Origin of the sequence: Lysinibacillus sp. FSL W8-0992, assembly GCF_038008685.1 — a bacterium.
Lineage (GTDB): Bacteria > Bacillota > Bacilli > Bacillales_A > Planococcaceae > Lysinibacillus.
In genome coordinates this window covers 1025507-1038660 of the sequence record NZ_JBBOZQ010000001.1, presented here as the reverse complement: position 1 = coordinate 1038660, position 13154 = coordinate 1025507, and the positions used below count along the sequence as shown (strand labels likewise).

General features: G+C 35.8%; 15 protein-coding genes and 1 riboswitch. Of the genes, 7 read left to right on the top strand and 8 right to left on the bottom strand.

The features are described 5' to 3' along the window. Nucleotides 1-22: 22 nt before the first annotated feature. Nucleotides 23-466 (bottom strand): VOC family protein, encoded by a 444-nt coding sequence (locus NSQ74_RS04980; RefSeq protein WP_340821856.1) that lies wholly within the window; start codon nt 464-466, stop codon nt 23-25. A gap of 254 nt (nt 467-720) precedes the next feature. Here NSQ74_RS04980 and NSQ74_RS04975 point away from each other — a divergent pair, with 254 nt between their 5' ends. Together NSQ74_RS04975 and NSQ74_RS04970 are read left to right on the top strand one after the other, a co-directional pair. Further along, complete coding sequence (locus NSQ74_RS04975; RefSeq protein WP_340821855.1) at nt 721-1026, top strand: hypothetical protein; 306 nt, start codon at nt 721-723, stop codon at nt 1024-1026. A 108-nt stretch (nt 1027-1134) separates the two neighbouring features. Further along, nucleotides 1135-1236, top strand: a riboswitch (SAM riboswitch). Nucleotides 1237-1448: 212 nt separating this feature from the next. Beyond that, nucleotides 1449-2186 carry a cyclase family protein gene (locus tag NSQ74_RS04970; protein ID WP_340821854.1) on the top strand — a complete coding sequence of 246 codons (738 nt, stop codon included), beginning with the start codon at nt 1449-1451 and terminating at the stop codon, nt 2184-2186. 71 nt (nt 2187-2257) lie between these two features. Here NSQ74_RS04970 and NSQ74_RS04965 read toward each other — a convergent pair whose 3' ends face one another. Together NSQ74_RS04965 and NSQ74_RS04960 are read right to left on the bottom strand one after the other, a co-directional pair. Continuing rightward, nucleotides 2258-2854, bottom strand: a complete 597-nt coding sequence (locus tag NSQ74_RS04965; RefSeq protein ID WP_340821853.1) for a DedA family protein — start codon at nt 2852-2854, stop codon at nt 2258-2260. 428 nt (nt 2855-3282) lie between these two features. Continuing rightward, nucleotides 3283-4056 carry a Cof-type HAD-IIB family hydrolase gene (locus tag NSQ74_RS04960; protein ID WP_340821852.1) on the bottom strand — a complete coding sequence of 258 codons (774 nt, stop codon included), beginning with the start codon at nt 4054-4056 and terminating at the stop codon, nt 3283-3285. A 463-nt stretch (nt 4057-4519) separates the two neighbouring features. On the opposite strand from NSQ74_RS04960, the gene NSQ74_RS04955 reads away from it, so the two are divergent. Further along, on the top strand, nt 4520-5215 hold the full coding sequence (locus NSQ74_RS04955; protein WP_340821850.1) for a DUF2225 domain-containing protein: 696 nt from the start codon (nt 4520-4522) through the stop codon (nt 5213-5215). Between the two features lie 21 nt (nt 5216-5236). Continuing rightward, on the top strand, nt 5237-5590 hold the full coding sequence (locus NSQ74_RS04950; RefSeq protein WP_340821849.1) for a hypothetical protein: 354 nt from the start codon (nt 5237-5239) through the stop codon (nt 5588-5590). A 70-nt stretch (nt 5591-5660) separates the two neighbouring features. On the opposite strand, the gene NSQ74_RS04945 is transcribed toward NSQ74_RS04950, so the two are convergent. Beyond that, complete coding sequence (locus NSQ74_RS04945; RefSeq protein WP_340821847.1) at nt 5661-6494, bottom strand: MerR family transcriptional regulator; 834 nt, start codon at nt 6492-6494, stop codon at nt 5661-5663. An 84-nt stretch (nt 6495-6578) separates the two neighbouring features. On the opposite strand from NSQ74_RS04945, the gene NSQ74_RS04940 reads away from it, so the two are divergent. Both NSQ74_RS04940 and NSQ74_RS04935 read left to right on the top strand, forming a co-directional pair. Further along, nucleotides 6579-7046 (top strand): GNAT family N-acetyltransferase, encoded by a 468-nt coding sequence (locus NSQ74_RS04940; RefSeq protein WP_340821845.1) that lies wholly within the window; start codon nt 6579-6581, stop codon nt 7044-7046. After that, nucleotides 7033-8385 carry an MATE family efflux transporter gene (locus NSQ74_RS04935; protein WP_340821844.1) on the top strand — a complete coding sequence of 451 codons (1353 nt, stop codon included), beginning with the start codon at nt 7033-7035 and terminating at the stop codon, nt 8383-8385. Before NSQ74_RS04940 ends, NSQ74_RS04935 begins: the two co-directional genes overlap by 14 nt. 290 nt (nt 8386-8675) lie before the next feature. Here the strand turns inward: NSQ74_RS04935 and NSQ74_RS04930 are convergent, their stop codons facing one another. Next, nucleotides 8676-9719 carry an AI-2E family transporter gene (locus NSQ74_RS04930; protein ID WP_340821842.1) on the bottom strand — a complete coding sequence of 348 codons (1044 nt, stop codon included), beginning with the start codon at nt 9717-9719 and terminating at the stop codon, nt 8676-8678. Between the two features lie 452 nt (nt 9720-10171). On the opposite strand from NSQ74_RS04930, the gene NSQ74_RS04925 reads away from it, so the two are divergent. Then, nucleotides 10172-10564: a RidA family protein gene (locus NSQ74_RS04925; protein ID WP_340821841.1), complete on the top strand. Its 393-nt coding sequence runs from the start codon at nt 10172-10174 to the stop codon at nt 10562-10564. Between the two features lie 105 nt (nt 10565-10669). Here the strand turns inward: NSQ74_RS04925 and NSQ74_RS04920 are convergent, their stop codons facing one another. The 3 genes from NSQ74_RS04920 to NSQ74_RS04910 all read right to left on the bottom strand — a co-directional run bounded on the left by NSQ74_RS04920 (nt 10670) and on the right by NSQ74_RS04910 (nt 13049). Then, nucleotides 10670-11278 (bottom strand): flavin reductase family protein, encoded by a 609-nt coding sequence (locus NSQ74_RS04920; RefSeq protein ID WP_340821840.1) that lies wholly within the window; start codon nt 11276-11278, stop codon nt 10670-10672. A gap of 20 nt (nt 11279-11298) precedes the next feature. Then, entirely contained in the window at nt 11299-12237 is a 939-nt protein-coding gene (locus tag NSQ74_RS04915) for a ring-cleaving dioxygenase (protein WP_340821839.1), read from the bottom strand. 269 nt (nt 12238-12506) lie between these two features. Beyond that, nucleotides 12507-13049 carry a cupin domain-containing protein gene (locus tag NSQ74_RS04910; protein WP_340821838.1) on the bottom strand — a complete coding sequence of 181 codons (543 nt, stop codon included), beginning with the start codon at nt 13047-13049 and terminating at the stop codon, nt 12507-12509. Nucleotides 13050-13154 lie beyond the last annotated feature (105 nt).

Sequence of the window (13154 nt, the reverse complement as noted above, 5' to 3'; positions counted from 1 at the left end):
TTCATCAAAGCACACTGACAATCTATTGCGTAATAATTAACATGTCATTTTCATCAAATTGCCACATATCACCGTGTGCAACTTCCCAATAAAAGCCGTTTGGGTCTTGGAAATAGCCGCTATAGCCTCCCCAAAACACTGTTTCAGGCTCTTTTACAATATTCGCTCCAGCTTTTTTTGCTAACAAAAATACTTCATCGACTTCTTCTTTAGACTTTCCATTATAGGCAAGTGTAATGCCATTAAAGCCATTCCCTACAGCAGGTGGATTCGCTTCATCAATATCCTTTACTAAGCGCTCAATTGGGAATAAAGATATTTTTGTTCCTGCATTATTAAAAAAAATAACATCTGGATTTGTTTCATCCCCATAAACGACTACTTCAAACCCAAGCCCATCACGATAAAATGCCAGCGATTCTACCATATTTTTCACACCCAATGTAATTAAGTTTAAACGATTCATCCCATCTGCCCCTTTTCTACAGTATCTAATACTTATTCTACTTTTTTAATTAATTTCCCTTTATCTCACGTTCCATATAAAAGATGTTCTTCAACACAAAACATAATGCCGCTACATAAGATACACTAAGATATTAGCTATGGATTGGAGGAATTCTGCTGTATTACAATCCTTATCCGTATTATGTTTATCAATATCCACATTGGGGCACTTCTAATACGCCTTTACCGCATCATTTGCCGGGACAGCTTGCGATGCCCACATCCCCAAACCCAAATCCGTACCCGCCTATTAATACGTTGAAGTTGAAAACATCTGCCAAACAAATTCAGCCAATTATGCAGCAGGCCCAATTACTGACAGAGAAAATTGAAGGGTCTGATCAATTTGCACATGATCTTAAAAATGCCGCACAGCTTTCCAAGCAAGATGAAGTGCAAAAACTCATTTCTTCAGCTGGCGTTACGGCGAAGTTTGAAGCGAAATATACGCCAGATAATATTCGAATTGTATTATCAGAAGGTGGGTGCTGTAGTATAGCGGTAATTTTATATTGGTAAGGGAAAAGCTTCTTATTTTTTATAACCATGCACTCCGATAGAACTTGTAAACTATTTATGATTATGCTAAAGTATTTGGTATTACTATTTCTGAAAATTCATATATTTTTCTTATCAAGAGAGATGGAGGGATTGGCCCTATGAAGTCTCAGCAACCAGTCTTAGGCATGGTGCTAATTCCAATTTGCGAAATTCGCAAGAAGATGAGGAGACTGACTTCAGTTACACGAGAGTCCTCTTCTTTCAAGGAGGGCTCTTTTTTTATTTTATTTTAAACAAGAGTTAATTTCATATGGAGCAAAAGGGGCTAGGGGCTTGCACGTGGAAAGCGTCTGCCTAAAGCGTAATTTTTATCTCTTCAATGTTCGTATGTAATGATGAAATTAATTCACCACTCATAATAAAGAAAGCAGGGAATAAAAATGACAAATGAACTTTTACAAGCATTGCAGTTATTAAAATCTAAGGAATGGGTTGACTTAACACACACATTCGGACCTAACTCGCCTCATTTTTTTATGTTTGAAGATGCCAAATTTGAAACGCTCTTTTCGCATAATGACGGCTTCTTTGCACAACAATTTACGTTTCCCGGGCAATATGGAACACATATTGATCCACCTATCCACTTTGTTTCAGATACACGCTACTTAGACGAATTAGAATTAAAAGAACTTGTCCTACCGCTAATTGTTATTGATAAGTCCAAGGAAGCTAAATCGGACAATGACTTCACGTTAAGTGTACAAGATATTTTAGATTTCGAAGCAGAATATGGAGAAATTGAAGCAGGTACATTTGTTGCTCTGCGAACTGATTGGAGTAAACGCTGGCCTGATAAGGATTTATTTAATAATAAAGATAAAGATGGTCATAACCATATTCCAGGTTGGGGTTTAGAAGCATTGCAGTTTTTATTTACAGAACGGAACATCAATGCAATAGGTCACGAAACGTTCGATACAGATTCAGCGGCAGATTTCCGTAAAAATGGAACGCTTGATGGCGAATACTTTGTACTAGATCAGGATACATATCAAATTGAACTGATGACGAATTTAGATAAGCTACCAGCAAAAGGAGCAGTCATTTTCAATATTGTGCCAAAGCCTGAAAAAGCATCTGGATTCCCTGTACGTTCATTTGCTATTTTGCCTTAATTCAATACAAAAATGGTCTGCCTCAAATGTCATATAACATTTGCAGCAGACCTTCTTTTAACATGCGATATTCATTTAATCGTATTTCTTTTTTTAAAAATATAGTACACAATCAGCATTATTACTATAAACAGCAATATAGCAAAGAGGCTGTATTGGGATAAATACATACCAACAAAACGCCACTTATTTCCTAGCTCTTTCCCTAAAGTAATAAATGTGAAAGTCCATACTATTGCACCTGCATACGCATAAACAGCAAACTTTTTATAAGGATAATTATTAATGGCTGCAATATATGCTGTAAGGTGACGAACGCCAGGTATAAAGTATCCAATTAATAATAATACAGGCCCTATCTTTTCAAACAATTTTTTCGTAAACTCAATTTTTTGTGCAGTTATATAAATTTTTGGCCCATATTTTTGTAATAACGGCAAACCGAATCGACGACCAACAAAGTAGCTGAGGGTGATGCCTCCTGCAGCTCCCACCGCAGCACTTATTAATGCAGGAATATGCTCTAAATTTTCTCGATAAACATTATACCCTACATAGGTTAAAAAAATTTCGTCAGGAAGTGGCAGCCCGACAATCCCTCCAACTAGTATAAGAATAATCCCAAAATACCCGTAATGTTCAATAAGAGATTGCACGTGATGCACCATTTTTACCCCACCTAAAGCCTTAATTTTCCCATTATCTTAGCTTAACATAAGCCTCTTAAAGTCAATTATTTCTAACAATCACTTTTGCATAGGTTTAATCATTATTACATGTATATCAATATTGTACAATCAACAGAACTTTATTTTTGTTAAATTCAGTTTTCAACAAAAACCCGCTTTACCGTATCTTCGTATCTCCTTCAGCGCTAATTTCTATTGATGATGACACCATATTCCTTACTGTAGACTCACATCATGTACGACTTATTTCGTCGTGACTGATGCGCTGACTAAAAAACAAATACATACGACAATGGCAACTAGAATAGCTACTACAATCATTATTTATAATTTATTCATACAATCTGAGAACATTCCCCTATAGATGCGATTGCAATATTATTTCATTCTTTATTATATTTGTTACCTTAGATAAGCTGTAGCTTGCGCAATGCATAATCTATGCCACCTTCATCTGATTTCATCGTGATATAATCAGCGATATTTTTTAATGCAACACTGCCATTTCCCATCGCAATACCATATCCAACTTGCTTTAACATATCAATATCATTATCTCCATCTCCAAAAGCAATTGCCTCTTTCGGAACTAGGTTGAAATATTTTAGCACTGCTTCAACTGCAATGGATTTTGATACATCATCTTGTAGCACATTTATAATCGTCGGATGCCATCTCTCAAACTTCAAATTCGGAAACTGTGTTATGTACTTTTTCTCTTCTTTTACGTTGGCATATAAACACATTAAGTAAACTTCCTCGTTTAAAATATTATTATTAGTAGGAGGATACTCATCTAAAGATAATGTCTCCTTCATTGCTTTTAGTGTTGCAGGATGGCGAACATTATTCATGAATAGTTGATCAGTGAAAAATGATAGACTATTGTTATTGTCATCAGCAAAAGCTTTTACGTTTTCTACGATTTCTTGTGCGATAGGAATGGTATGGATTATTTGATCACCATGCCGAGTATAAGCACCATTAGCAGTAATAAATGTATCAATACCTAGTTCTTGCAAATCATGACACATAGATAATGGTCTTCCTGTTGCAGCTACTAATCGAATTCCTTTGTTTCTTAATAGTTGTAGCGCGTTCTTCGTACTACTTTCAATACAACCATCGTCATAGTTGATGAGCGTACCATCCACATCAAAGAAAATAATTTTACAGTCCAATTCAATCTATCCCCTTTTAAATTAAATAGAAAAATATAGTGATTATCGTACTTTGAAAATAAAAAAAAATAGCTTTCTACCAGCTTAAATCCCTTATCAATATGCATATTATTGAATAGTAAATTTATCCTATATGTATTATAATAAAACTACGACAATTTTTTATAAAAAAGAGCATTCTAAGTATGTCAGATTTAATTTAATAAAGTAGACTAAAACATTTAACTTTTCCCTATGCACCACCGATAAATACTATTGCCAGTATATTTAAACCATGCATTCCCTTTACATATAAAAAATTAATGTTTTTTGGGTACTACTTTAATCATACTGAAGGAGTATACCAAAAAACATAGAATTGCTAAAATAGTAGAAAATCCATTAAATATATTGAACGAGTATCGCCCTTATTTAAATAGAACTAAAGAAATGTTAAAAACTCGACACAGAGGAGTTGGTTCATATGGGTTTTAATATTTACTACTACGAAAGTAATGTGGATTGTAAATTTTGCAAAAAACAATATACAACATATAAAGTACGACCAAATCGTTTTAAAATAATCGAAGAACAAACGGATTTTATGCCCGTTTATGAAGGCTTAAATCCATTACTTTATGAAGTTGCTGTATGCCCGCATTGCGGATATGCTTACCATAAATCTATGACGAGAACGTATGGGCCGTTCTTGCTACTAATCGATGAATTGTATATTAAAGAACTACATAAGCCCATGGACATCTGTCGCGAACGCACGATTGATGATGCTATCGTAAGCTATAAATTGGCCTATCTCGTAGCAAAGGCATCAATGGAAGAGGCACTTTTAATGGCTAATATCGCCCTGAAAATAGCTTGGCTGTATCGTTTGAAAAATGAAAGCGAATCTGAAACGCACTACTTGTATGCAGCAAGAGACTTTTACAGTAAATCTTTTGCGTCCAATCAAGAAGGAAGCGAGCGAATTCAATTTTTACATGCCGAATTAAGCCTTCGACTCGGCGATATTGTAGAAGCAAAAAAAGGATTTTCTAGATTAATTGCAGATCGCAATGTTTCCAATAAATATCGCAAACTAGCACGTGATCGTTGGGAAAACTATAAATATAACGAACACCCTAACTATGTCACTGAAAATAAACAAGAAATCATCAAATAATTGAGAAGGGAGAGGAATCGAATGCTGCTGTTTGGAAAAAAAATAGACGCACGAGAAGAGGATATTTTTTCGGAATTACATCATTTTTTATTAAGAAAAAATAATCGGCACTTAACGAATGATGAAATTGTTGCATTAACAGGCATTTCATCGGACTTACTTTTTAAATGGGTGAAGACAGGAAAGTTAAAAACCTCTATCTTCCCTAATCTTGGCGCACCATGTGAACGATGCGGTAAAATTACACAAGCGAAAATTTGTGTTAACTGTTCCTCATCCATCGTTAATACCTTACAGCAAGAAGAAAAAGATCAAGCATGGTTTAATAAAATTCAACGCAATAATTCAAGAGCGAGCACTTACCATTACAAATAAACCTTTGAATACAAGAATCTACGACATTGCATGAGTAGCCACAATGTCGTAGATTCTTTTTTATGCATAACTACTTTGCCCTTTTAACAATTTCCATCATAATTTTCGTGACATAATCCTCCTCCCGATTTTTAATAACAGCATCATAAATATATTCTTCATATACGTACTGCCCTAGCTCGTAGCCATTTTCATCCATGACCTTAAATAATCGTTCATATGTTTGGCCTAGCGTCGTTGATAATCCTATATGGTAACCAATAATAAAATCTCCTTCAATCGCCTTAAAATATGGATGCCCTTCTTGAGGATGTGGTTGTTCCATATATAAGTAACAATAATTATCATAGTTCCCAGCTAAAATTTGCTCTCTTTTTGTGATGCCCCCAATTGGATAGCCTGTATCAAGCTGCGAGCGATCCAATTCATCGATAAAATCTGAGACCGCCTTTACAAACTGTTCCTCTGTGGAATCTTCAATATTTTTGCTTAAATATAACGTCTCTTCTGGGAAATGGCCGATCGTAATGCTGTCAAAATCTATATGCATCGCTTCTTCTGTTGTCTCGATTTTTACCTTAATAATACTTTCAATCATTTCAAGCTCTTGCCTTTTTTTCGCCACCAGCTCCTTTTGCTGACGCATCAAATCTAAAAAGTTTTCTGGTGATTTATCTGCCATATACTTTTGAATTTCTTTTAAAGACATACCAAGTGTTTTTAATAATTCAATAACACTAAAAAAATCATATTGAGCGATGGAATAATAACGATAGTCTTTACTATCTTTCATAATTGGTGATAGAAGGCCAATTTGATCATAGTAAATGAGCGTTTGTTTATTCACCTTACAAAGCTTGGCAAATTCACCTGTTGTAAAATATTTTACGTTTTTATTAAGCATTTTAAGTTTCCTTCCTTGACTATATAGTTACTATATACTTTAGATTGTACCTATTCACAATAAATTTAGAAAGGTTTTGACATTATGTTCACGGAAATACGTGACATCACAGCTTTAAACAAAGAAGAAGTATTAGCTTTACACATCGCTGACAATCAGCAGGACTTTATTGAAAGTACACAACAATGCTTAGACGAGGCAGAAGACGATCGACGATTTATTCCAGTTGGTTTGTACAAGGAGGATATCCCGGTTGGCTTCGCAATGTATGGTGTATTTCCTCACGAGGGCGATACACAACGCGTTTGGCTAGACCGCTATTTAATTGATGAGCGTTATCAGCATAAAGGACTTGGAAAGTACTTTTTACAGCAGCTTATCAGTTTCTTACAAACAAAATACAATTGCCAAAAAATTTTTTTAAGCGTCTATGACAACAATAAAGTAGCCATTCAGCTCTATAAAAAGTTTGGATTTGCCTTTAACGGTGAGCTAGATGAAAAGGGCGAAAAGGTCATGGTAAGAGAGGTAGTTGCTCATGACGACAATTAATTCAATTGAAACAAGACCGTTAAAGCCATTGTTTTTATCCTACTTATTCCCAGCGATGATTGGTATGCTACTCATGTCTGTAAACATCTTAGTTGATGGTATATTTGTCAGTCATGGGGTTGGCCCAACTGCTCTAGCAGGTGTCAATATTGCCGTTCCGATTTTCTCCATCTTACTATCAATTTCTCTGTGGATTGGTATGGGGGGTGCCACTTTGTACTCCATTTCACTTGGAGAAGGCAATAAAAAACGAGCACATCAGATTTTCACACTCGCATTTACAACGATGCTTGCAGTAGTTTTAACGTTGGTGCTATTACTTTTAGTAAACTTAAAGGAAATTGCCTATATTTTTGGGGCAAGTGATGTTACTTATCCTTATGTGCAAGAATATTTACATGTGATTTTGATATTTGGTGTCTTTTACACAATTGAAAACTTATTAAGTATTTTTATTCGCAATGATGGAAATCCAAAGCTTGCAATGATGGGTTTAATCACTACATCCATTTTAAATATATTATTAAACTACGTATTTATTTTCGTGCTCCATTACGGTGTAAAAGGTTGCGCTTTAGCGACAGCAATCTCTACAATCATTGGCATGTCGGTGCTATGTCTCCATTTCTTCAGAAAGCAGTCTGAATTAAAATTTGTATCTTCATTTTTCAGCCTATCCGATTTAAAGAAAATATTTTCCATTGGTTTACCAAGCTTTATCGTAGAAGCTTCCATGGCGATTATCGTTATTTTATATAATGTATCATTTTTGCATTACCTTGGCGCAAACGGCGTAACAGCATATGCAATGGTTAACTATATTCATACAGTATTATTAACCGTATTTTTAGGTATTGGTATGGCTCTACAACCTCTTGTCAGCTACCACCATGGTGCCAGATTAACAAAGCGTTTAACAGCGCTATTGAAAATTGGCTTAGCAACCGCTCTTATTCTCGGATTAAGCATTGCCATTATTGCTATGCTATTCCCTTCACAGTTAATAGCGTTATTCGGCGATAGTACGTTTGAAATTCGCCAAATAGCAACCCAAGGATTTGTTCAATTTGCAATTGGCTATGTCTTCTTAGGCTTAAACATGGTACTTGCAGAGTTTTTCCAATCTATTGAAAAAATTCGCCTTGCAACAACTATTATGTTACTGCGCAGTATTATTTTATTTATTCCAGCGCTCTTATTGCTACCTAAATTACTAGGAGCACAAGCAATTTGGTGGACTTTCCCTGTCGCTGAAGGTATTACTGCATTGCTGATTTTCTTATATATCAGAAGAAATCCACGTGCTGTTTTTTCAAACTCTGTGGGATTTCAGAAATAATAAATACTGCCATTGATCTCTGCTACGGGCGGGTGCTTTCCGCAAATTGTTTGAGTGCCTGGCACTTTGTATAGATCCCTGCACCTAAATCGAAAAAATCCACTACGCTTTTTGCGGGCACCTTGTAAGCCGCAACCCTCGCTGTCGAGTGGTTTGTTGCGTCTTACATTACGTGCGTTCCCGCATGAGTCTACGTGGATTTTTCCTTGGCAAGACATATGGAAATTGTTTGAGTGCCTGGCACCATAAAAAGGAAGCATACGCATAAAGCGATGCTTCCTTTTTTGATTTTACTTATTTACTTTTATAGCTACAGTTTGTTTAGGTTCTCCCTCAGAGGACGTAACACCTAGAACATCGAGCAGGAACATAAACAACGGAATCCCGATAATTAGCCCCCATACTCCAAGGAATTGCTCAGAGAACAGGATTACGATAAATGTATAAAAAATAGGAAGATTCGTTTTGGCAGACATAAGCTTTGGATTTAAGAAATATGCCTCAATCGCATGTAGTACCACTACAATAATAAGAATGTAGACAATGTACATCGGACCACCAATACTATAGGCAATAATGCTAAGCGGAACCAATGAAATAATAACCCCTGCTACAGGAATTAAACCTAAGATGAAAAGCATTATTCCGAGTGCAATTAAATGTGGGAAGCCCATGATAGAGAGCGCTATAACAGATAAAACACAATTTACAGCAGCAATGATAAATTGCGCTTCAATTACTTTACCAAAAGAACGAATAAATATTCTAGAGAAATACGTTAACTCATCGTAAAGCGGACCAATTTTACTATCTTTAAATTTTGCAGTAAATTCAATAATTCGTTTCTTCTCCAGAAGAATGAACAAACTCAAAATAAGCGCGATGAAAACGTGCAAAATGACTTTACCAATGTTCGTTAAATTTTTAAGCGTAATGTCTACGCCTTGCTCTAAATATTTCCCGAGTTCAATCTTCTCAAATGTCGGAGCTAAATATCTCGCAATCTCGTTATCATTCGGATTGAGATTAAAAGCTGCAATCAAATCAAAAAGCTGTGTAATCTGTTGGGTCACAACTGGCAAATACTTATAGATGACAGCAATAATCCCGGCAACAAGTAGAAGATAAAGCGCAACTATCATCGCTTTTTCATTGATTGGCGCGATACGTCTAAACTCTTTAGTCGCCTTAGTAGAGAGCTCATTCATTAAGTAAGTCATAATGAATGTGAGAAGAATAAGGTTAATCATACTGCGCATTAAATATAATGCAACAGCGATCCCAGCTAGAATAATAAAACGTTTAAATCCATTACTTCGAAAAAAATTACTCATGCATTCGCTCCTTCCACAAAACAGCTTCGCCTCAACTGCCAACTTACAAAATATGATAATATTAAGCAAGCAGACAACATATTAGTTATCAATATATATAATTTTCATGTCATTATTTGAGCTTAAAGATAGAAGAGTATTTCTATTTCCCATAAAATAAAACAATATGGTGTTATCTTACTCATAACAATTTAATCCAAGAAATAAATCCATATACATTAGATTTTTTACACTTTTCGAATTAAAATGAAAGACACAATACTATTAATCATAGTGTATTGAAAGCTATACCAGCGTTAAAGCCTGAATTTTATTAATTCTATTATAACCCTATAAACTGCGATATCAAAAGCAACTTATTTGGTAAACAGCATCTAAATAACGTTTTTATGTTAATTTTCGTACGATATTTTAGAAGTTTCACTAAATTCGTCTAGATAAGGATTGATTATATGAAAATATCAAGAAATCCCAAGGAAATTCATCCACCTGTTGCTCCTTACGTTCACCAGATTGAAATAACGGGTCCAACTAAATGGCTAACATTATCTGGACAAATAGGGATGGCGGTAGACGGCACTGTGCCTGAAAATCCAATAGCTCAATTAAAATTAGCACTTAACAATATTAAAAAAAATCTTGAAAGTGCTAGCATGACTGTTGATGATTTAACAAAAGTGGTTTTTTACTTAGTCGGGGATTTTGACTCAACAGAAAGAAAAAAAGTGATGAATGACTTTTTTGGCGATCACGTCCCATGTATGACGATGTTGTATGTAGTAGCACTTGCTGCGCCAGCATTCAAGGTAGAGATTGATGCTTGGGCATGTCAGGAAATGAAATAATAGAGGTAAGTATTCAAGAAGGATAATGCTCATGAATGGAGGTCCGTTGATTTCTCGTACGCTCCATTCACAAGCATATCTTCTTTTATTAAATTTTCGGCCTGACTATATAGGACGTTCTATTTCAAAAAGATCTCCTATTTTTGCATAACTCGATCCCGCAAGCCTACTAACTGCCTTTAGTGCTCTTGGATCTATCTTTCCTTCACAATAAATGGCATCATCTAAATGAAATTGTACGACCTCACCGATAAATAATTCACCTGTCTGCTCATCCCCATTTAGCAAGGGGATTGTCTGTACTAAGCGACACTCCATCCGAACTTTCGCCTCTTTAACACCAGGAACGTTAATACAATGACTGTCTACCACTGTAAAGTTGGCTTTTTCAATCTCACTTTCAGTTACAGGCAACGTAGCCGCTGTTTCATTAACCTGGCTAACATTATCTTCATCTACAATATGCACAACAAATTGCCCTTGATACTGAATATGACGAGCAGTATCTTTTAAGTACCCTTTCGATCTTTGAATTGCTAACGAAATCATCGGCGGGTTTGCTGATACGATATTGAAATAACTAAACGGTGCGCCATTCATAACACCTTGCTCTGACTTTGTCGTCACAAAAGCAATAGGTCTCGGAATAATACTACCAGTTAATAATTTATAGTTTTCACGTTCTGTATTTTTCTTAGGATCAATCGAAATCAAAAGTTTCGTCCCCCTTTTTATCAATCAACCGAACGAACTTTAATTGGTATTAATGTTCTTTCTAGTTGTTCACGATGTTGCTCATACTGCAATGGTAACATTAATTGACTACCCATTGTTTCAAATGTTTCATCATGTGCGAATCCTGGTGGATCTGTCGCAATTTCAAATAAAATTTCACCTGCTTCACGGAAATAAATAGCGTTAAAATAATTACGGTCCTTTACTTCCGTTACATGTTGCCCACGATTCATTACATACTCTTGCCACTCTATGTGATCTGCATTGTCCTTTGCTCGCCAAGCAATATGATGGACTGTTCCGACACCCATTTGACCACGTATGCCCGGTACAGTTTTTAAGTCAATAATATTTCCGATATCGGCACTTGATTGAAAGCGTACATATTCGCCTTCTGTTGCTATTTTTTCAAGCCCCATTACATCTGTTAATACCTTCTCGGTTTCTTGTGGACGACTTGAATAAAGTGTTGCGCCACCAAAGCCTTTGATTGCAACCTCTGGTGTAACCTCGCCAAATGCCCAATTATTTAAATCGCCTTCTGCACGTGCTACTAATTCAATATGAAGTCCATGTGGATCATCTAATTGAACGACTTGCTCTCCAAAGCGTTCGGCTTTTTTGAATGGAATAGAAAATTTTGCAAGACGATTAATCCAAAAAGGTAATGCCCCCTCTGGTACAACATATGTTGTAACGCCTACTTGCCCATCACCGATGCGTCCTTTATAAGCGTTTGCCCACGGGAAAAATGTAATAATGGTACCTGGTTTCCCAGCATTGTTGCCAAAATAAAGATGATATGTTCCTGGGTCGTCAAAATTGACCGTTTTTTTTACTAAGCGTAAACCTAAAATTCCAGCATAAAAATCAACATTCTCCTGTGGATGCCCAACAATTGCTGTGATATGGTGTATACCTTCTGTATGTTTGCTCATAATGACGATTCTCCTTCACAAATAATTTATTGCTTATTCTTGTTTATAGTTTCTAACTATGTGCTACTTCAAACTTCTAACAAAGAACAAAGAACAATTTATAGACGTTTGTTATTATCTCGAATTAATTTATCTTGAATTCGAGATAATTATAACACGTTATTTTTTAATTCGTCAATCGCCCTGCTAACAATTGTTTTTCTTGGCATGAAAAAAGCAAAGTTGCAATATCTCAACAACTCTGCCTATCATTCAAAATTTATTATTTGCTAATGACCATAACCCTCTTCTGCTGCCACTGCATCTGCTTTCGTAGCATGAACAGTTCCGAATGGGTGGTTAGGAGGCGCATAGATTGAAAACAGCTTTAATGGCCCATTCCCTGTATTGGTTACATTGTGCCATGTTCCAGCAGGTACCACGATGGCATAATCATCATAGACATTTCTAGTAAAGCTTAAATGATCTTTACTAGCGCCCATTTGAGCAACCCCCTGCCCTTGTTCAATATATAAAAACTGATCGACATGCGGATGCACCTCTAAACCTATATCGTCACCAACATTTACAGTCATTAATGTAATTTGCAAATGCTCTCCTGTCCATATAGCAGTACGGTACGTATTATTGAGCTTAGTTGCCTCCTCCATATTAACAACAAAGGGTTTTTGTCCAAAATCGGTTGTCATTTGATTGTGATTACCGTAGCCAGCTCGATTTGCAAGTACTACCTCTTGAGGAACAGGCCAGTGAATAGGCTGATTACCATAGCTATACATTGGTAGATTTACATAATAAGGAACATAGTACATTTTCTCAATCCTCTCACAGATTATAAAATTATCCTATGCTACTTTTTGTTGAAATGTCCCCCATTGTAGGAAATGAGTGAAACTATAAGCCATTAGAGTGAACTA